We start from the raw sequence: 21,143 nt of genomic DNA, 5'->3' as shown, positions 1-21,143 counted from the left end.
GCATGACATTAGTACAGGATGGGAGCAGGACACTGGGTTTCGACATTTTCAGGCATAGGTTGCCCATCAACCACGGCTGACATAAAGGATGTGACGATGTTATAGGTCTCGTCTAAGTGAAGGTAACTCCCATGATTACAATCCTTATACACAGCGGTTCTTACAACATCGGAGCCCTGTCTTGAATCTTCAATCTGACGGAGGTTTTCAATGGGAACATTCTCATCTTTAGTGCCACCGACGAGCAAAATAGGAACATCAAGGCCTTCACTGCCAAGGTTAGTAATGCTCGAATCCTCGCGTTTAAAGAAGTAATCCGATTCAGCTCTTGAGAGCAGCGCATCAAGGAATCCGGGTTGATTGGTACACATATCTACTCTGTCTTTATCTGGCGCAACAGCCCGCACCGCCTGCATAACATTATCAATAGAGGAGAGACCCGAGAAATTGATGGACGCTTTTACATCCGGGTTTTTGATTGCGAGTAGCGAACCAGCACTTGCGCCGTAGGAATGGCCTGCGACCACAAGAGGTTTAATAAGGGTACCCCCAATATCAGTGAGTAAATAATTGATATCTAACACATCATTAGCACCATATGTACTCGCGGCCGTGTACGGCTACTTGCTTCACTCAGACCATGGCCTCGAAGGTTAATAAGCAGCAGTTCATAACCCAGGCGTCTGAAGTGTTCTGCCATGGGAGTTAGGTAGTTTCCTTGATACTTATTCCAATTACCCGACCACCCCTGGAGCATAATTACTGTTCCTTTAGGAAGGATTCGCGCAAGGGAGTTGTTGGGTACTTTGATGTAATGAATGAGCTGCTCATATCCCTCGTGACCTATGATTTTATAGCCACTCTTACTACCTGAAGGAAAGCCCTCTAGTTCGAATGTTTCTGCCCTTTGGATAAAAGGTAACAAGCCTAAGTTAATATAAGGTTGAACGGGACCATCATTCTGCCAAAGCGCTTCATAAGCCTTGTCATCCATTCCCGTGTTAAAGTAATTGGGTAAAAAAATGGGTTTTATTCCCTCATCGACACATAGTTGTGTACAACCGCCAAGCATTAATAGCAAAGCAGCCATTAATATTTTTTTGATCCTTTAAACATATCCCTACCTCTCTAATAATTATGAAAGTGTAATAACTCTAAACAGTCAGTACAGACTAAGTGTTGGTAGATATGGGGGCGTTCGTTGTGTCAGTATCAAGAATATTTAAGCGGGGACTCAATTAGATAAATCGTAATAAATAATTAAATCGATTTGTGTTTCAAAAAAGCTTCGTATTTTATCTGATGAGTAATTGATATATAGATTCGTGACGGAAATAGGCTTCATGTGCATGACACTATACTGCGGAGGATGCGAGTGACCGAAACGATCACCCGCAGTTTTTACTCCCGCATTACGCTATTATTGGATGAGAACAGGACACAGGATTTCGTCATTTTCAGGCATAGGTTGCTCATCAACCACGGCTGACATAAAGGACGCGACGATTTCATAGGTCTTGTTTAAATTAAAATAACTCCAATGATCACAATCCTCATACACAGCAGTCCTCACCACATCAGAGCCCTGTCTCGAATCTTCAATCTGACGGAGGTTTTCAATGGGAACATTCTCATCTTTAGTACCACCGACGAGCAAAATGGGGACATCAAGGCTTTCACTGCCAAGGTTAGTAATGCTCGAATCCTCACGTTTAAAGAAGTAATCCAATTCAGCCCTTGAGAGCAGCGCGTCAAGGAATCCGGATTGATTGGTACACATGTCTACTTTTTCTTTATCTGGTGCAACTGCCCTCACCGCCTGTATAACATTATCAATAGTGGAGAGACCCGAGAAATTAATGGATGCTTTTACATCTGGGTTTTTGATTGCGAGTAGCGTACCAGCACTTGCGCCGTAGGAATGGCCTGCGACCACAAGAGGTTTTGTAAGGCTACCGCCAATATCAGCCAGTAATGCATTAATATCTAACACATCATTAGCACCATAAGTACTCGCGGCCGTGTACGGCTTGCTTGCTTCACTCAGACCATGGCCTCGAAGATTAACAAGCAGCAGTTCATAACCCAGGCGTCTGAAGTGTTCTGCCATGGGATTTAGGTAGTTTCCTTGGTACTTATTCCAATTGCCCGACCATCCCTGGAGCATAATTACCGTACCTTTAGGGGATATTCCTAAAAGTGGGTTGTTGGGTACTTTGATGTAATGAATAAGCTGCTCATACTCATCGTAAGTTATGATTTTATAGTCACTCTTACTACCAGAAGGAAAGCCAGAAAGATCAAATTTCTGTACCCTTTGGACAAAGGGTAACAAGTCGAGTCTGATATAAGGTTGTATGGGATCATCAAACTGCCAAAGCGCTTCATAAGCCTTTTCATCTTTGCCTGCGTTGTAGTAATTGGGCAAGAAAATGTGCTTAGTTTCCTCATCGGCACATAGATCTTTAAGTTCTGTACGTTCTGTGCAGCCGCCAAGCATGAGTAGCCAAGCAGCCAGTATTATTTTTGTTGATCGTTTAAACATATCCCTACCTTTTAATAATTATTTTAAGTGCAATAACTCTAAACAGTCAGTGCAAACTTATTGTCTTTTGAAAGGAATCTGTTCCGCTGTGTCAGTATTAAGACTATTTGAGTAAATACTCGATTAGCTAAAACTCATAAATAATTAAATCGATTCGTGTATCAATAATGCTTCGCGTTTTCTCTGATGAGTAATTGATATAAAGATTCGCAACAAAAGTAGGTTTCATGTGCATGACACTAAGTGACAGAGGGTGCGAGTGACCTGACGGCCACTCGACTAATAGCATTCAGTTCAATTAACCATTACACGTATAAGCAATTTCAGGAATTAGGGGGGCGTGTTTCCTGATACAACAGCATTTAAAAACAATGAAACCTGCGTTAATAATGTACCCTTATTAAGGAAACTAACGTGATTGCAGTCTTCATAAACTATTACCCTAACGACGTCAGACCCGGATCTGGAATCTTTGATTTGATAAAGGTTTTCGATAGGTACATTGGTATCTTTCGTAGCACCAACCAGCAGCATAGGCACATCGAGGGCGTCGCTACTCAACTTAGTAATATCTGAGCCATTCCTATCGAAGTTATAGTCGCTTTCTGCTTTTGAAAGCAGCGCATCCAAAAAGCCTGTCTGCGCTTCACAGAAATCCAAAAGCGCCAGTGTGCTGTCAGATACCAAATTCAAATCAGGACTTTGGTTAATTTGCATGGCGGCCCCTCTTACTGACTGCATCACATTATCTATTGTAGAGAGCCCGGCAAGATTGACAGAAGCAACAACATCGGGGTTTTTTATCGCCAACAGTGTACCTGCACTTGCTCCATAAGAATGCCCAACCGTCAGGAGTGGTCTGGCAAGCTCATCACCAATATCATTCAGTAACAGTGTTAAATCTGAAACGTCTCTATCACCATACGTACTGGCTGCCTTATAGGGGATGCTTGCCTCACTTAAGCCATGTCCTCTCAAATCAACCAGCAAAAGTGCGTAGCCATCTTGACGTAAGTTGTCTATCAGATCTCGATACCCAATATCATCAAATGTTAAATCAGACCAATACCCGCCCCAACCAGCAAGATAAATGACGGTTCCTTTTGGGCTTGGGTGCAATAACGTCTCTTGAGGTACTGTTATGTAATGAAGAAGTTGCTGATGGCCATTATCGTCAAATACTTTGTAGTGATTTTCTGAGCCTGCGGGGAAGCCCAATGCATCGCTGTCCCAGCTTTCAGCCTTATCAATGAAATATTTCAGACCACCTTCCTCGCTCCAACGTTTATCGTAAGGCTCGCTTATTATCCCACCGAATAAAAAGTTGGGTAAAAATATAGGTTTAATACCTTGTTCGACACACACCTGCGTGCATCCACCAAGCGTCATTATCAATATGATAAATACAAATTGCATTGCATGCTTTAGCATTCCTCTAACCTCACTAACTCGTCGTTTTAGATAACTAAACAGACAGGACTGACTAATTTAGTTCTAATTAAAGTGTTAGTGAGTCAGATATTCCGTATGTTTTTTTAGTGAGAAAAAAAGAGCTGTTATGACAAAAATAAAAAAAGGAGGCACCGCCTCCCTCGTATTATTCTCAATAATGAAATGGCAACATATCAACTAGCAAGCATGACACTCTCACGTTTATAAATACCGACTGTCGCCGCCAAGACTAAAACAAGCACGGCAAAGTTGCTCAACAGAACAGGTAAGAGGTGAGAAAGTGCAAACTCGCCTTTGATAACATCAATCACCGATAGAGATATGTTGAGAACAGGTATCCACGCATACACCCCTGAGAGTTCAAACAACCCCTGCATCGATATAACGCCGATCATCATGAAGACAATCAGAACGAATGAACCGTTGCTTTGCGCCTCTTTGAAACTGGAAGCAAAACTGGTTGCTGCCAACAGTGCAGCATTAACAAAGCCGATGAGCGGCAACAGCAACAACAGAGCCAATGCGTAACTTGAGAGCGGAATACTGTTCAGCATTGCGGTCACTTCAGGCACATCAAGCACATTAACGGCAAACATCCCCAGTAGCGCGATACTCAGAAGGGTGAGAGTACTGTTAACGATACCAAACGCACACAGCGCCAACCATTTCCCCATCGCTACGGTGACTCGTGATTGCGGCGCAATCAATAATGACTCCAGCGTCTGGCGCTCTTTCTCACCTGCAGCAACATCTGCTGCCAATGCGAGCCCGGCGGAAATAATATTCATCAATATGATGAAAAAGAGAAAGCCACCTATCATTTCGCCAAGAAACGAGCGTGTCGATGAAATGGTCTTGCTCTGATAAGCAATGGCCTCAATGCTGGCTTTTGCTTTGTCTGATGATAGACCCAAGCTCTCCAGCACCATCAGATTCTGTCGCTCATTGAACGCGGCAACCTGATCTTTAACAATCTTCGTCCCTTCTGAGAAGCGATTCGTTTTATCGTAGTAAACGTTCAGCGCAATAGATTCACCTTGGGTGGCAAATTCAAGCACCATATCGACATCACCGTCCAGAATCTGCTGGCGCAGGTCTGTCAATGCAATGTCTGATTCAACAAGGTCAGGTTGTGTCTTTAATCCATCGAGAAACTCCGGCGCCAATTCAGCATTAAGCACTTTGTACTGGATGTTAGTATTGGCCTCTTCAATTGCCTGCGAAGTGAAAAATGACATCGCAACCAAAATGATCGGAAACAGAATAATGGGCAGAATAATCGCTACGAACAAGGCTTTCTTATCGCGCATCAGCTCGAGTATTTCTTTAAGAAGGATATGCTTCATCACTCACTTCCCCCATTCACAACTGTCAGCAAGGCTTGATCGAGTCGACTCGTTTCTTGCTTTTCCAAAATCCGGATTGAGGCCCTGCAAACACACATTTGCCTTTGTTAATTACAACAATTTCATCGCAAAGGCGCTCAACTTCATGCATGTGATGGGTTGAAAAGATCACGGTCTTGCCCGCTGATTTCTCGTTCTCCATCACTTCAAGCACGGTTTCAGCCGCTTTTACATCAAGCCCTGTTGTGGGTTCATCGAGGATCAGAAGTTCAGGATCGTGTATCAGTGCGCGCCCGAGTGTTGCTCGTTGGTACATACCGGTAGAAAGCTCGTCGGCCCTACGATCGATAAAGTTGCCCAGCTCCAACTGTGCCGCCAGCTTTTCTGTCCGGACAAATATCTCCTGCTCCGTCATGCCATAAAGCTGACCAAAATAGCGCATATTTTCAGACACTGTCAGACGTCGATATAACTTGGTGTTACCCGACAAAAAACCGACTTTCCGACGGTATTCATTCACCCTTTTATCGATGCTTTTTTGTTTCCAGCTGATGTCTCCAGACGTGGGTAACATGGCGGTAGAAAGCAACCTCAGCGTTGTGGATTTGCCCGCGCCATTGGTACCTAACATGCCGCAAATCGTGCCCGGCTGACAGTCAAAGCTGATATTGTCTACTGCATTAATTATCTGTTTACCTTGCCTTTTGGCTTCTTTTTTATTCAGACGAAACGTTTTGCTTATATTTTCAACCTTCAGCATAACACTCCCTTTTATGTCGCTGATTGCCGCACCACTCTATTAACAAAACGTACGACACGTAATCAACAATGTGGAAACTGGGAGCGACTTACGACTGTTTCATGACATTCAATGTAAAGTTAGAGATAGGTTCACGGAACGACCTCCTTTTCACTGACTGATTTAGTAGACAAAAATAAAGTTAAGTCATTGGTGGGCCACCGCAGAAAATAAAAAAACGCCCCCTCAGAACACAACTGAAACCTCATGTCTGAGAGGGCAAACACCCCAAGGGTGTAGTGCAATGGAGATAGAAGGACACTATCCCACTTAGAGGAAAGAGAAATAAAACTGGCGGTTATTCCCCCGCACGTTGGCGGGAGATATCACTGTCTTCAACGAGATTGGTTGCAGCAATCTCTTTGAGCCTTTGCCAGTATTCTGAGTTGACCTCAATACCTTGGTTGAAAGCGCCATGGTATGTCGTTTCGAGTGATGCAGAGCTGATGTGCTGCATTGCAGCAACATGCTCTCCTATTTCCGTAGGATGTTTACTGATCACAATTTGCATATTCTGAGAAAATGAGCGGACCTGATTGTCGATAAAAATATCGGGGAACAACTGGCCAGCATTGAGGAAGCACTCTACTTCGACGCCTTCATCACCCCCGCTCCAGCGAGCAAAAACGGAAAGCCCTTTACCCGCCAATTTTCGCAGCTCGCTAAAGACCAGCCAACGGCTGTGCGCGCGCTGAATATTCAGTGTGATACTAGGGCGACCTGCTAATTTTTCGAGACCGTAATCAACAAGGCTGGGCAGATGGCAAACGATACTTGCCCCATGGCAGTCGATGAAGATTTTATTGTCATCCGCATCGCTGACATTTGGCGGCGTATCCATGTCTTCTCGTGCAAGCTCAAGCGCCAACATGAAGCGGCTTAATCCATCAAGCCCTGCCATTTCCAAATCAACGACCATAGTTGCGATCGCATCTGATTCACCACAGACACAATGGGTAGCATCAAATGCTTTAGTGCATAGCGCAATAAGTTCATTTCGTGTGACTGTGATCATTGGTGTTGCTCCCGTTCCTTGTTGTTATCCGGAGAAACAACAGGCAAGACGGGGAAAATCCAGTGATCGTTCACCTGTTTATCAGACAGGTCATCCAACAAAGGCGCCCCTTGAAACAAGGTGACACGTACCCAGCGGTCTGAGCGGGGATCAAACTTAGTTGCACCAAACATTGATAGCTTGCAGCGCAGCAAATGCATCGGCTTACTGTGCTGACCAATACTATTGATCTGGATATCACCCATTTCACGATTGCCCAGTGTAAAGCTGCGACGGGCTATCTGTCGGAATCGGGGATTTTCAAGAAGAAAACGGGCCAGCGACGTCTCTCTGTCCTCGGCTTTCAGTACTGCATAAAACGCATTTACCTGACGGCCTACATCCAGAGGCAACTCGTGCTCCTCGCCCGGCTCTTCGCCTCTGACACCGAGCCTGGGTTCTTCTTTATCCTGAGAGCGATACCAAAACCAATACTGATTTTCCGGCTCAGAGAAATCGATGTCTAAAGCCCATTGGTAACGACGCTCAAGCACATCGACCATTTCACCGACAGTCACACCGGGTTGGATAGCCATTTCCTCAACCGTGTTCATCTGTTGTTCGAAACGATCAACCAAATCAGGGTAAAGCTCAAGCAGGCAAGCGACCAACGCCTCCTGCGCATCAAAACTATAGTGACTGGCATACTCCATCAACGCACGCCAGTGCGAGCCAGTCTGACGACATAGCGCGTTAGCCTGCGCAGCAATGACTGGCAACTCCTCAGCAGCTTTGTGGTTTCTGGCTCGCTGGTCATCATCGATAGTGATCACTTGCGACAGATGCACAGAAGCCATGTTGAGATACGTCACCAGCGTGTTACATACGGTATCTTCCACAGGTTGCTCGAGCACATCAGACAACGCATGCTCACGCTGAGTCATCCATTGATCGACAACGCAAGGGTGACGGAGGAGATAGGGGGCCATACCTAACCCCGTTGCATTGCCAACACCGAGATAACGCTGAAACTCGGGCGCAAGTGTCACCGCATTATCACCACCGTGGATTTCCGCTAGATAATGTACCCAGTCGAGGCTGAATTGACGGAGGATAAAAACAGCGCACATCTGGGCGCTAAAGGAAGACGAAAAGTCGGAATTTGCCAGTGTTTCAAAGTCAGCAATACCAAATTTACCGTTACCGTAAACCGCCGTTGTTCGCAAGATATAGCCGACGCTGGCAAGAATATCACCATCAGGTTGTGAGCCTTGCGAAAGTGCGGCAACAAGATGTTCGAATACCCTTACACTCTTATTGGCTCGGGCAAGAACCAATACCTGCGTACTGTTGCGCCCTGCTTCTTGCAACGGCACATTTTGACGAAGATTTTCAAGATCATCGTCTGATACCTTGCCACGCACCAGCGCAAATGTGACATCCCACTTTTCAGCAATCACACGGTCACAACGCTCATGATCTTCAATGGCGTTAGAGAAAACGATCAGCTGATAGTCATTTTCAGGTGTTGTGAGGGTGTATACAGAGGTCCCGTACCCTTGCGGGTTCATGTCCCAGAGGGTCGCCGCTACCGTCCAGTTTTCTCTGATCATTTTTCGGAGAAGACTTCGGACAAAGCTAATTCTTGTCTGGTGCATTGCGCCCAGTCTTTCAGGCTGCATGACATCGCGTGGGTTACGCATAGTACGACGTTGTTGTCCTTTTTCATTTACTCTCATAGCACTACCTGTTTCCGTTCTGGTATAGCGGCCATACCTAAGATGTAGTACTGGGTTTGGACAAACGCCAGACCCAGCTTGTCTCAATAAAACGAATCCCTATAAACCTTGTTCCTTAGCCATTTGCATAGCCATTCTGGGGCCATTCCACAGCGACGGAAGTAAAATTAACGAGACAGGGACTGCAGTGATCACGATGAAAGATTGCAAAGCAGTAACGCCGCCTGAGCCCAATGAAATCAGCACTAAAGCACAGATACCCATCATGATGCCCCAGAAAGAACGAACAACCGCGTTTGGCTCAGTTTCACCGCTTATCACCACACTGATGGTGTAAGTCATTGAGTCACCCGTGGTCACGATAAAAATCGTCGTGAGAATCAGGAACAGCACCGAAATCAATGTTGGCATGGGTAACTGTTTCGTAATAGCCAGTAACGCCGCAGGCAGATTAAAGCCTTCAAATGCTTTACTGACTGAACCGGGATCGGCAATTTCAAATGACAAGCCAGTACCACCAACGATGGTGAACCAAAAACAGGTCAATAGCGGTGCTACTATGCTGATGGCTATGATCAGCTCACGTATGGTGCGGCCACGTGAGATCTTGGCAATGAAGATCGCCATCATCGGGCCATAACCAAGGAACCAACCCCAGAAGAAAACAGTCCACCAGCCAAGCCAGTTTTCATCACTTCTGAACGTTGCCATCGGGATGAAATTATCCAACATGGTCCCTACGCCGTGGAGATACGCATTCACCACAAAATTGGTCGAGCCAAAGATTAAGATGTAAATCATCAATCCCAGCGCCAGAATCACATTGAAACGACTCAGGATCTGAATGCCGCGATTAAGCCCACTCAGTGCTGAAACGGTGTAAATGGCAATCGCCATCAAAATGATAATGAATTGGGTGACAAATGAATCGGGAACAGAAAAGAGATCGTTCAGCGCATAGCTGATTTGCAAGCCCAGAAACCCAATGGGTCCGATTGTACCTGCCGCTACAGCAATAATGCAGCACCCATCAATGATTCCGCCGAAGACAGGTGTGAGGACTTTTTCACCAAAAATGGGATAAAGCAACGTGCGAGGTTGAAGTGGCAGCCCTTTGTCATAGTGCAGACGCATCAATACAATCGAGGTCAGCGTGCCAAGAATTGCCCACGCAAGAAAACCCCAGTGCATAAACGACTGCGCAAGCGCGTTAAAAGCACGGATTGTGGTATTTTCTTCAGCGCCATACAGTGGCGGAGGACTGACATAGTGAGCGATCGGCTCACCTGCCGCCCAGAATACACCACCACCTGCAAGCAATGTACAGAGGATGATAGACATCCACTTGAAACCGTCCATTTCTGGCTTGGCTATTGCGCCCAGTCTGACACGCCCAAGACCGCTAAACGCCAAGATCAGACCGATGACAAAAGTCAAAAGTAACAGTGCTTGCCAATAGGCACCAAAGACCTGCACTGACCATCCGAAACCACTATTAACCAGTGATGACAGAAGCTTGCTGTCTATCATCGCAATGGTTGCGAAGAGAGCCAGAAAGCCACCGCTGATCCAGAATGCGGGATTATCTAAGCCGAGTTTTTTTGCTTCCACGTTTGAATTCCCCGTCTCTGATGCTTTGGACGGGTTTATTGAGTTAGACATGATTTGTCTCCTTTAATCGGATCAATCCTGATCCTGCTCCTTGTCGTCAGCAGCTTATAAACCGACGACTTCGCGCTTAGGCCGGCCGGGTGCCGGATTCTAAGAAACTCAGCCAGTTTCCACCGAGAATCTTGGCTGTCTCCGATTCACTAAATCCTTTTTCAATCAAACCAGAGTAGATATTTTTAAAGCCCGAGCTATCGGGAAACCATGGTAAAGCGTCCGGCCAACCCGCATTTGATGCCGAGCCCTCACCGAAATCCATAGCTTTTGACCATCGTCCATTTCTCATCCAGTCGAGTACACTTTGTGGCTGGTTTTGACAAAGATCGCTGCCAATCGCCAAACGATCGACGCCATAACGCTCAGCACAATCAGCAATCATTGAGCAAAAAGCATCCAGCGTGCACTGACTGCCGTCAGGTAGATGGAAAGGATAGAGGCTGAAGCCCAACAGGCCGCCTCGTTCTGTCATGGCCTTCAACACCGCATCAGACTTATTGCGAAGTGCCTGATGATGCACCGAAGGGTTAGCATGACTGATACAAATAGGTCGTGATGACAAATCGATAGCATCCAGCGTCGAACGTTCCGCACTGTGTGACATATCGATAATCATTCCAACCCGGTTCATTTCTTCTATTGCCTGTTTACCGAAACGGGTCACTCCACTGTCATCTTGCTCATAACAGCCCGTCGCCAGAAGGCTTTGGTTGTTATAGGTCAGCTGCATGATCAACAGACCAAGCTGACGCATCACAGAGATAAGACCGATTTCATCATCAATGGGTGAGCAATTTTGCGCGCCGAAGAAAATCCCCACTCTCCCCTGGCGCTTTGCTTCTCGCAAATCGTTAGCGTCAAGTACAGGCATGATCAGATCACTGTTCAACTCAAACAGACGTTGCCACTGTGCAAAACGCGTCAACGTTTCCCGCGCATTCTCGTGATACACCAAAGTGACATGCACACCATTAAGGCCGCTGTTTCTCAGCTGTTCGAAATACGCTCTGTCCCAACGGCAATACTGCAGACCATCAATATTTATCTGATCACTGTACATGACGGCATCTCCTTTCAATTCAATATTTAATGGCGTGCTCAGTAAGCACGCTGATACGCCGTTTTAACCACGGTATAAAAATCTTTCGCGTATTGGCCTTGCTCGCGAGGTCCAAAGCTTGACGACTTTCTGCCGCCAAATGGCACGTGATAATCCGTACCTGCAGTGGGCAGATTGACCATGACACAGCCCGTTTGCGCCTGCTGTTTGAATAGGGCGCTGTTTTTCAGGCTCTGAGTGATGATGCCTGCGGTGAGGCCAAAGCGGGTGTCATTGACGGTGTTCATCGCCTGCTCAAAATCATCGACTTTGATGACGCATGCCATGGGGGCGAAAATTTCTTCCTGATTCACATCCCAGCTATTGTCTGTCCCTGTGAACAGAGTGGGAGCCATGTAAAAACCTTCCGTCTCACGGGTGAGGGTTTCACCGCCATGGACCAGTTCAGCTCCGTGTGCTTTCGCCGCCTCAACCCAGCGAAGGTTGGAGCTCAGTTGCTTTTCATCGACCACGGGTCCCATAAAGATGCCCTCTTTCAGCGCTGGGCCTACTTCAACAGACTGAAGACGCGCAATCATGGCTTCAACAAAAGCATCGTGAACGTTTTTGTGAACAACCAAGCGAGACGACGCGGTACATTTTTGACCTGTACCGGAATATGACCCAGCAAGCGCAGCTTCTACAGCAATCGTAATGTCAGCATCTTCTGCCACATAGAGAGCATTCTTACTGCCCATTTCAAGCTGGCAGCGTACGAAGTTCGGCGCTGTTGCAGCAGCGACCTGTCGGCCTACGTCCACCGAGCCTGTGAAACTGACGGCATCAATATCCGGGCTATGAATCAGACTGTCACCGACATCACGGCCAGACCCGACTAACAGATTGAAAGTGCCCGGTGGCAGACCCTGACGGTCAATGATTTCCGTCAATGCCACGGCGCTTGCAGGCGTCAGATTGGCGGGTTTCCAAATAACACTGTTACCAAAGGCCAACGCAGGAGCGATTTTCCAAGATGCCGTTGCGGTCGGGAAATTCCATGGTGAAATAATGGCCACCACCCCCACCGCCTCTCGGGTCACCTCGACCTGCACACCGGGACGAACGGAGTCAGCAATATCGCCCATTTGTCTGAGTACTTCCGCCGCGTAATATTGAAAGAATTGCCCGGCGCGATAAATCTCACCTTTGCCCTCTGCTAACGGCTTTCCCTCTTCGCGGGACAGCAAAGCGCCGAGTTCTTCGCTTCGTGCAATCAACTCATCACCAATCGCACGGAGTATGGTCAGTTTCTTCTCGAGTGGCACTTTTTCCCAAACTGGCTGTGCTGCTCTTGCAGCCGCGATGGCCTCTTCAACCTGCTTTTTTTCAGCCTGTGCAAACTCACCTAATGATTCGCTGATATCAGAGGGGTTGATGTTTGCCAGCGTTGTCTTTCCCTGTTGCCATTCGCCATTAATGTACAGTGCATTTTCGCTGTTCATTGACATTGGAGTACTCCGTTATGATTTAATTCTATTTCTTACCCGCTTTAACTCTAGACGTTGTCGTGTGCCACTTTTTGCCTTATTACTGCTGCGCGGCGGCATAAACCACCAGCTCAACCAGCATTTCTTCACGGGCCAATCCCGCTACCACCATTGCCGCACGGTTGGGGTACGGGGATTGAAAATACTCGCTGTATATCCCGTTAAATGTTTTCAGATAGTCTCGGTCAGTGACATAAATCAATACCTGAAGTACCGCATCAGCACCCACACCGGCTGAATGGAGTGTCGACATCAGGTTATCCATCACCTGCTTGGACTGTGCTTCGATTCCCCCTTCAACAACCTGTCCACGATTATCGATAGGGATTTGTGCGGTATATACAACGCCACCGCTTGCGATAGCCCAGCTTAGTGGTGCTTTGGAAGCGAACAAATCTGTTTGAACACTTGTCTTCAAAATGAAACTCCCTGGCCAATCAATCGAATCCATATTTGTTATGCAGGGTTACTATGCGTACTCTTTATTGATAAATCTAACGATAAATTTCTGACAATTGATAAAAAAAACTTATTAAAAAACATTAGAGAATGCTCGACGAACATAAAGGAGGAAGTATGAGCATCAAGATCCAACAGTTGGTTCATTTTTCACTAGTCGCGGAGATGGGAGGATTCAGAGCCGCTGCCTCTAGGGCCAATCGAACACAAGCAGCGCTTTCAACATCGGTGAAAGAGCTTGAACGAATTTTAGGACAATCACTTTTTCAGAGCGGGCACAAAGCTCAGCTGACACCATTCGGTCAATACTGTTTACCTAAGGTGAAAGTGATCCTAAAAATTTATGATGACTTCGATACTGACCTAAAGGCTGCAGCATCAGGCGAAACCGGTGTTGTCCGAATCGCCAGCGTCCCTTCCGTCGCGGCCAAACTTATTCCCAGCGTCCTCGCTGAATTCACCAATCGCTTTCCAAATGTTCATGTTTCATTGATTGATGACAACGCCGCAGGTGTGGAAGCCAAGCTTCTTGCGGGAGAGGTCGATCTAGCTCTCGGTAATTGTCTTCATATGAATGATGATGACTTTCTTTTTGAGCCGCTTCTGAGTGACCCCGTTGGTGTCGTATGTACCAATGATCACCCGATACTGGCAGACAATCGCAGGGCCATTCGATGGGAGGATATTGCTGAATATCCTTTCATCAGAAACGGAACCTGTTCGTTACTGTCTAATACACCCGCTGCACTGTTGGCTGAAAAAGCACTCTACTCGGTTGAGAACATTACGTCGTTGTTCTCACTTCTCGAACATGGTGTGGGCATCACAACCCTGCCTCGCCTTGCGTTCAGCGATAAAACCGAAAACCTGTGCTGGCTCCCACTGGACTCGCCGTATGTAGAACGGCAGATAGGGGTATTTACCCTGAGGGGACGTTACACATCTGCACAGGCCAGCAACTTTTCAGAGTTATGCGTGTCGATGTTAAAAGCACACTGATTGCTGTAGTGAATAATCACTGTGCTAGATATTAACCATTGGTTGGTTAACATTTTGTATTCACAGAGAGCCGATAGCATTTCATGCGATAAAATCCTGATATTTGTAACGAAAAAGCGAATATCAGGATCTCTTCAGGCCTATATGTCATCGGCCCATTCACTTTCTTTCACACAATAGCTCCCGCCTGTGTTTTTGCTACAATATTCCCCAACCAGACCGGATCTACTGCCTATCCCATTGACAGACCATTAAGAACGGATAATTCTTGGCTGACCGAGATGCTTTTCAGGTAAGACACTATGAAAGTCGCTGTATTCAGTACCAAGCGCTACGACCAAGAATCGTTGACCAAATACAACGAGCACTTCAACCACCACCTGCAATTTTTTGATTTCAGACTCACCGAGCAGACTGCGAAACTTCTAGAAGGTTTTGACGCCGTCTGCGCCTTCGTCAATGATGATTTGAGTGCTGAAGTGCTGGAGATCCTTGCCTCGCACGGCGTTAAAATCATTGCCATGCGCTGCGCAGGATTCGATAAGGTGGATTTGGACAGTGCAAGATCACTGGGGCTGCAAGTTGTTCGGGTACCAGCCTACTCACCAGAATCTATCGCGGAACACACCATTGGTTTGATGCTTAGCCTGAACCGCCGCATACACCGTGCGTATCAGCGCACCAGAGAGGCCAATTTCTCTCTCGAGGGACTAAAAGGTTTCAACTTTCATGGCAAAACGGTGGGCGTGATTGGGACAGGCCGAATTGGTATCGCGACCATACGGATCCTCAAAGGGTTCGGGATGCACATTCTGGCTTACGACCCATTCGAAAACCCGCTCGCGGTGGAACTTGGCGCTGAATATACCGACCTCGATGACCTATATCATCGCGCTGATGTTATTACCCTGCACTGCCCCATGAGTGCAGAAAACTACCATATGCTGGATGCAGAAGCATTCTACAAAATGCGTGATGGCGTAATGATCATCAATACCAGTCGAGGCGGGCTCATCCATTCACAAGATGCGATTGAAGCACTGAAAGACAGCAAAATTGGTGCATTGGGCGTCGATGTTTACGAAAACGAGCAGGAGCTGTTCTTCGAAGATAAATCCAATGACGTGATCAAAGATGACGTGTTCCGTCGCTTATCTTCTTGCCACAATGTACTTTTCACCGGGCATCAGGCGTTTCTGACAGAAGAGGCGTTAGGCAACATCGCTGAAACGACGCTGAATAACCTGGCAATGTTCGAAAAAGGCAAATGCTCTGGCAATGAGATAATTACCTAACTTCCTGCCAACACACGTCGCTCTGCCTCTAACTTTAATCACAAGTTACCGCGCCTTTTGTTCTAACAACCCACATCAAAGGGCGCGATGAAAACAGCAATAACAGACATAGTGACCAAACAAGGCCCCGAACAATTTGTCATTCGTGTTTCTCATTTTTTCATCTTTCTTCGCTGATCCCGAAATACCTGCTTTCGTAAACAAAAGGTAAAGGAGGGGGATATGGCTCTTATAACTTTGTTTGGATTGGTGATTTTGGTTGGCGGTATGGTGACCTTCCAGGTGTTATTTGCACCTCTACTATTTACCCAACTCAGTAAAGAACAGTTCTCGGTGTTCATTCGCGCCTTTTTCCCTTGGTATTACCTGTTCTTTGGCCTGATAAATGGTGTTCTTGTCTTTACCTTCTGGTTTGCAGATAACAACAACTTGATACACCTGGCACTCTGCTCGTTGTGCTTTGTCGGATTTGTGGTGTCCCGACAGTACCTGATGCCCAAGGCAAATGAAGCATCAGATAACGGTGACCTTAAACGCTTTGCCATCTATCACCGCAGTACTGTCGTGATCAACACCATACAGCTGGCGGTCTTTATTTATCTTCTTTGGCCGACAATAACTGTGTTTCAGTAAGTTGGCTGGGTGAAAAGCCAAATTCGCGTTTGAACGCATTGGTAAAGTTGGAAGGGTGTTGATACCCGGCACTGTATGCAGCCTGACTAACCGTCATCAACCTTTCGGTCAGCCGAAATTTTGCGATCTCAAGACGGCGACGCCTTACATAGCGGTTGAGTGGCTCCCCAAGCTGCTCCCTGGCCTTACGCTGTAAGTTTGATACGCTGGTATGAAATGTTGATGCCAGCCTTTCGAGGCTCAAATCATCATCGAGATGCGCCTCGATGTAACCAGTCAACCCATCATCAAGCCGCTCATTGTTGGATTTGATAACATACTCGTGACCACTCTCTATTTGTGTGAAATCGGCAACAGACAGAGAATCAAAAACCTCGCCCATTAATTGATACACCAGACGGTCAACAAAGATTCGTTCAGAAAATGTATTCGGCTCCCGCATCCAAAGAATATCTTTAGCAATATCGCACAGTTGCTGACTCGGATTTATCAAGGCATGCGTCAGGTGTTTTTCCATAAATAGGCTGGTCATACAATCTGGACGTGATCTTTCGATGACCCACTGAGGAAGGAAAACAACGTTGAGCTTTTCTGACTCCTCACCCGCTTGCAATCGCCTGTAGAAAGGCACGGTTTTAGAAAGGTTGACCAACAGGCATTTGGGTTGCTCGCTAGCATCCAAATCAAAAGCCAGACCGTCGTAGTTGACGTTCACTTTCCCCGAAAGAAGAAACGTTAGCACCAAACCCGCAGGAGCAGATGATGCAAGAAAGGTATTGGCCTCGTTATAGGTTTTGCCGCCATGCAGTGAAAATGCGTCAGAGTTTTCATAACTAAAAACACGCCCTTTCATGGGTATCTGCTGTAAGCTGCCACAGCCTCTTTCTAAAAACTGTTCCTCTGTTTTTGCAGGCTGACTATCTGACGTCAGGTGAACCACATGTGTGCGAAAGGATTGTATTTTTCCCATACTGCATTTTCCTAATAACAAATATGCAATCCCGCATAACTGAATATCCTTTCCCTGAAAAAAGCCGCAATTTATCATAAATGATAATTATTATCACTTTCATTTAGAGTTAAAAGGTTGTATCGCATGGAAAGTAGTAACGTCCATCTTCAAAAGAAATCTGCATTATGTCTCGCTATTGGTCTGGCAATTAGCCACTCAGCATGGGCTGAGCCTGATTCCCAGTTTGAGGAAGTTGTCGTCTGGGGAACCAAAGTCTCCAGTGACTCTGAATCGCTTATCGCAGACGATATGGCACTGAAACAGGCAGACCATATGTCTGATATCTTGCGTGATATCCCGGGTGTCGATGTGGGCGGTACACACTCAGTAAATCAGCGAATCAATATTCGCGGCCTCAATGAAACTGATCTCGATATCCGACTGGATGGCGCGTCACAGCATGCCAATATGTTCCACCATATCGGTAACCTGACCCTGAACCCCGACATTCTAAAAAGCGCTGACATCAAAGTAGGAAACAACTCAGTGACGCAAGGCGGACTGGGTGGTGCGGTAAATTTTGAAACGAAAAATGCCAAAGACCTTCTCGAAAATGATCAAGAGTTCGGTGGCCGTCTCTTCGGTGGCTTTGCTGATAACAACAGTCGACAAACCTCTCTGACGCTGTTCGGGCAACTGAGCGATGACGTTGACGCCATGGTTTATGGCCACCAAATTCAGCGCAATAATTTTCGTGATGGAGAAGGTGAAGAAACCTTCGGAACCGCAGGCGATGTGGTCAACCTGTTAGCCAAAGTCGGTATTGAACCTGCTGATGGCCATCGCATCGAACTTGCTTATGACGCCTACCGTGACAAAGGTGATTACAGCCCTCGCCCGGATATGAACGGTGAAGCGAATGCTGGGCTTTCAGGTGACTTGCTGCTACCGACGCAATATGACAGAGACACTGTCACACTTGGCTACACGCTGAAGACATCTAGCCTGAAAGGAAAAGCGACACTCTTCAACAGCAAAACCTTCATTGAACGTGATGAGAGTCAAACAGGTTGGGCGCGATTTGGCCGTGAATCGATAAACACAGCCACCAATAGCAACACGGGCGGAAACGTCACCCTGCAATCAGACATCGTCATCGCAGGGCTTAAGAACCAGTTAACCTATGGTGTCGATTACCTGAGCAAAACCAGTAAGAGTGAATTTGGTGACACTGAGTTCATGAGTGAGTCTGCTAAATCAGCAGCAGCATTTGTGGAAAATACACTGCACATTAACAAGAAGTGGGATTTTACTGCGGGCCTTCGCTTCGATGATTATCGACGCAATGCCATGACAGGCAGCCATGATTTCTCTGATACCACCTGGTCTTTGGGTACTGAGTACGCGGTGACACCTGAATGGACGGTGTTTGCCAACACCCGCACCCTGTTCAAAGGCCCGGAGTTACTGGAAACCTTTATCAAGTATCAGGATAAAACCTACCTCGCTGACGATATTAAAGCGGAAACAGGCCAAAACACACAGGGTGGCGTTCGTTTTGCGAAAACAGTCGGTGAGCATAGCTTTAGCTCGAACCTGACGTTATTTAATACCCGAATTAACGACCATATCTCCGAACAGTGGAACGGCAACGGCTATCTGCTGAAAAATACGGGTGATGTGGAATACAAGGGCGCTGAGCTGAGTGCAAGCTACGGTTACGAAAACGTGAGCGCTAAATTATCCTACTCGAAATCTGACAACAAGGATCTGGCGACAGGTGATGCCGTTACTGCTAACGGGAGAAGTACTGATATTGGTGACAGTATTGCCCTGACCGTCGACTACGAAGCAGAGAACATTGAAACCTTATTTGGTTGGACCTCTGTCTTCGTGCTTGACGAAAAGAATGTGTTGGCAGGTAAACCGATCAAAGAGGGCTACAACGTCCATAACGTTTACGCGCAATGGATGCCGTCAGACATTGAGAGTCTGTCAGTTACGCTGGGTATCGACAACGTACTAAACGAGACCTACGTCTCTCATGCTTCTCGCTCTGGTGCTGCCCGAGGTTTCACCACTGATGATTACGAGCCGGGCCGCAACATCAAAGTGTCTGCGTCTTACCAGTTCTGATTTCTCGCAATCACTGAATAGCGATTTCTCTGGCCCGCATCAGGTGTGGGCCTTTATCTTACTTATTTTTATACATTTTTAACCTGTCACTATTCTGTGAATTCTCCCAAACCAACGCTAATTGCTCTTGTCTTTACTATGATTTTCCGTAGACTGTCCCGCCTTTTCCCGACAATGTAGGTGATTCATGTTTATCGGATTTGACTATGGCACGGCGAACTGTTCAGTCGCTGTAATGGAAGGAAATACACCTCGCCTTATCCCGCTTGAAGGCGACAGCTGCTTTATTCCGTCAACCCTTTGTGCCCCGACCCGAGAGTCCGTGAGTGAATACCTGTATCGCTTTTTTGGTCTCACGCCGTCAGATAAGCTGGGGGAGCAAATTCTTCGCAGCGCCATCGCGAATAACAGAGAAGAAGGCATCGAGCTGATGCACGGTGACTTGGTATTTGGTCAAGCGGCACTTGATACCTACCTCGACGACCCTGAAGAGGTGTATTACGTCAAATCACCCAAGTCCTTTTTAGGTGCCACTGGCCTGAGAGACATCCAGATCCGTTTTTTCGAAGATCTGGTGTGCGCCATGATGTCGAATATCAAGCAGCAAGCTGAATCACATCTCCAGCAAGATATCACGCAGACCGTTATAGGCCGACCAATCAACTTTCAGGGGCTTGGCGGAGACAAAGCCAATATGCAGGCGGAAGCCATTCTGAAAAATGCGGCCTTGCGAGCAGGCTTTCAGGATATTGCCTTCCAGTTTGAACCCGTTGCAGCGGGGCTCGACTACGAAAGTCAGCTGACGGAAGACAAAACCGTGCTGGTTGTCGATATTGGTGGTGGTACCACAGACTGCTCAATGATCAGAATGGGCCCAAGTTATCGTGATAAAACCGATCGCCCAGATAGTTTGTTGAGCCATTGTGGATGTCGTGTCGGCGGAAACGATCTCGATATCGCTCTCGCCTTTGAAAATCTGATGCCCGCTTTTGGTAAAAACAGTAAAAGCCAACGGGGCATAGAAATGCCAGTCATGCAGTTCTGGAACCCGATCGCCATCAACAATGTCGCTGCGCAAACGGACTTTTATGCTACCAGCAATCTCAAGGTACTAGACCAGTTGAGGCGCGATGCCGAATCACCACAGTTACTGCAGAGATTGATTGAAGTCCACCAGCAAACACTGGGATATCAGATTGTCCGCCATGCGGAAGAGGCGAAAATTTCACTCTCTGAACAACCGGAATTTTTGTCATCAATCCCACTGAGCGCCAGTCAGATCGAGACCCACATCAGCAGTGGTCAACTCGCTGAAGCCATTGAAACCCCGGCAAGCAAGATTGTGGAGCTGGTTCAAGGCGCACTGACCCAGTCTCAGGACAAGCCAGATGTGATCTACATGACAGGCGGCAGCGCACGCTCGCCGATTCTTCGTGCATTAATGGAAAGAGAGTTACCCGGTGTGCCTATCGTGGCTGGAGACTACTTTGGCTCTGTAACGGCAGGGCTTGCCCGTCACGCGCAACGCACGTTTTCCTGATAA

At 46.9% G+C, this 21,143-nt stretch carries 18 protein-coding genes; 5 read left to right on the top strand and 13 right to left on the bottom strand.

What is annotated here, in order from left to right; genetic code table 11:
• Positions 1–8 precede the first annotated feature (8 nt).
• The 12 genes from CS022_RS18395 to CS022_RS18340 all read right to left on the bottom strand — a co-directional run bounded on the left by CS022_RS18395 (position 9) and on the right by CS022_RS18340 (position 13,544).
• Entirely contained in the window at positions 9–584 is a 576-nt protein-coding gene (locus tag CS022_RS18395) for an alpha/beta fold hydrolase (RefSeq protein WP_129123485.1), read from the bottom strand.
• Entirely contained in the window at positions 578–1,072 is a 495-nt protein-coding gene (locus CS022_RS18390; RefSeq protein ID WP_145964526.1) for an alpha/beta fold hydrolase, read from the bottom strand. The genes CS022_RS18395 and CS022_RS18390 overlap by 7 nt, the downstream gene beginning before the upstream one ends.
• Before the next feature lie 348 nt (positions 1,073–1,420).
• Entirely contained in the window at positions 1,421–2,545 is a 1,125-nt protein-coding gene (locus CS022_RS18385) for an alpha/beta hydrolase (protein WP_129123483.1), read from the bottom strand.
• Between the two features lie 330 nt (positions 2,546–2,875).
• Positions 2,876–3,976: an alpha/beta hydrolase gene (locus tag CS022_RS18380; RefSeq protein WP_129123482.1), complete on the bottom strand. Its 1,101-nt coding sequence runs from the start codon at positions 3,974–3,976 to the stop codon at positions 2,876–2,878.
• A 194-nt stretch (positions 3,977–4,170) separates the two neighbouring features.
• Positions 4,171–5,343 (bottom strand): ABC transporter permease, encoded by a 1,173-nt coding sequence (locus CS022_RS18375; protein WP_129123481.1) that lies wholly within the window; start codon positions 5,341–5,343, stop codon positions 4,171–4,173.
• A gap of 25 nt (positions 5,344–5,368) precedes the next feature.
• Entirely contained in the window at positions 5,369–6,103 is a 735-nt protein-coding gene (locus CS022_RS18370; RefSeq protein ID WP_129123480.1) for an ABC transporter ATP-binding protein, read from the bottom strand.
• Positions 6,104–6,440: 337 nt separating this feature from the next.
• A complete protein-coding gene (locus CS022_RS18365; RefSeq protein WP_129123479.1) occupies positions 6,441–7,157 on the bottom strand; it encodes a DUF3726 domain-containing protein in 717 nt (238 codons plus the stop codon).
• The gene (locus tag CS022_RS18360) at positions 7,154–8,875 is read right to left on the bottom strand and encodes a hypothetical protein (RefSeq protein WP_129123478.1); all 1,722 of its coding nucleotides are present in this window, start codon (positions 8,873–8,875) and stop codon (positions 7,154–7,156) included. Before CS022_RS18360 ends, CS022_RS18365 begins: the two co-directional genes overlap by 4 nt.
• Positions 8,876–8,974: 99 nt before the next feature.
• Positions 8,975–10,537: a BCCT family transporter gene (locus CS022_RS18355; protein WP_129123477.1), complete on the bottom strand. Its 1,563-nt coding sequence runs from the start codon at positions 10,535–10,537 to the stop codon at positions 8,975–8,977.
• Between the two features lie 76 nt (positions 10,538–10,613).
• Positions 10,614–11,600, bottom strand: coding sequence for a membrane dipeptidase (locus CS022_RS18350; RefSeq protein ID WP_129123476.1), 987 nt, complete (start codon positions 11,598–11,600; stop codon positions 10,614–10,616).
• 38 nt (positions 11,601–11,638) lie between these two features.
• Positions 11,639–13,087, bottom strand: a complete 1,449-nt coding sequence (locus CS022_RS18345; RefSeq protein ID WP_129123475.1) for an aldehyde dehydrogenase family protein — start codon at positions 13,085–13,087, stop codon at positions 11,639–11,641.
• Between the two features lie 79 nt (positions 13,088–13,166).
• Positions 13,167–13,544, bottom strand: a complete 378-nt coding sequence (locus tag CS022_RS18340; protein WP_408057262.1) for a RidA family protein — start codon at positions 13,542–13,544, stop codon at positions 13,167–13,169.
• Positions 13,545–13,702: 158 nt separating this feature from the next.
• Between CS022_RS18340 and CS022_RS18335 the strand changes: the two genes are divergently transcribed.
• The 3 genes from CS022_RS18335 to CS022_RS18325 all read left to right on the top strand — a co-directional run bounded on the left by CS022_RS18335 (position 13,703) and on the right by CS022_RS18325 (position 16,512).
• Positions 13,703–14,584: a LysR family transcriptional regulator gene (locus CS022_RS18335; RefSeq protein ID WP_129123473.1), complete on the top strand. Its 882-nt coding sequence runs from the start codon at positions 13,703–13,705 to the stop codon at positions 14,582–14,584.
• A gap of 302 nt (positions 14,585–14,886) precedes the next feature.
• Positions 14,887–15,879, top strand: a complete 993-nt coding sequence (locus tag CS022_RS18330) for a 2-hydroxyacid dehydrogenase (RefSeq protein ID WP_129123472.1) — start codon at positions 14,887–14,889, stop codon at positions 15,877–15,879.
• 222 nt (positions 15,880–16,101) lie between these two features.
• Positions 16,102–16,512: a DUF4149 domain-containing protein gene (locus CS022_RS18325; RefSeq protein ID WP_129123471.1), complete on the top strand. Its 411-nt coding sequence runs from the start codon at positions 16,102–16,104 to the stop codon at positions 16,510–16,512.
• On the opposite strand, the gene CS022_RS18320 is transcribed toward CS022_RS18325, so the two are convergent.
• On the bottom strand, positions 16,472–17,482 hold the full coding sequence (locus CS022_RS18320; protein ID WP_161569672.1) for a helix-turn-helix transcriptional regulator: 1,011 nt from the start codon (positions 17,480–17,482) through the stop codon (positions 16,472–16,474). The two genes, CS022_RS18325 and CS022_RS18320, sit on opposite strands and share 41 nt — an antisense overlap.
• 126 nt (positions 17,483–17,608) lie before the next feature.
• Here CS022_RS18320 and CS022_RS18315 point away from each other — a divergent pair, with 126 nt between their 5' ends.
• Positions 17,609–19,600, top strand: coding sequence for a TonB-dependent siderophore receptor (locus tag CS022_RS18315; protein WP_129123469.1), 1,992 nt, complete (start codon positions 17,609–17,611; stop codon positions 19,598–19,600).
• 187 nt (positions 19,601–19,787) lie between these two features.
• Entirely contained in the window at positions 19,788–21,140 is a 1,353-nt protein-coding gene (gene yegD, locus CS022_RS18310; RefSeq protein WP_129123468.1) for a molecular chaperone, read from the top strand.
• Positions 21,141–21,143: the final 3 nt, after the last annotated feature.

The organism is Veronia nyctiphanis (assembly GCF_004116385.1).
GTDB classification, from domain to species: Bacteria; Pseudomonadota; Gammaproteobacteria; order Enterobacterales; family Vibrionaceae; genus Veronia; species Veronia nyctiphanis.
The sequence above is the reverse complement of the archived record's forward strand: the minus strand, read 5'-3'. Positions and strand labels throughout refer to the sequence as shown.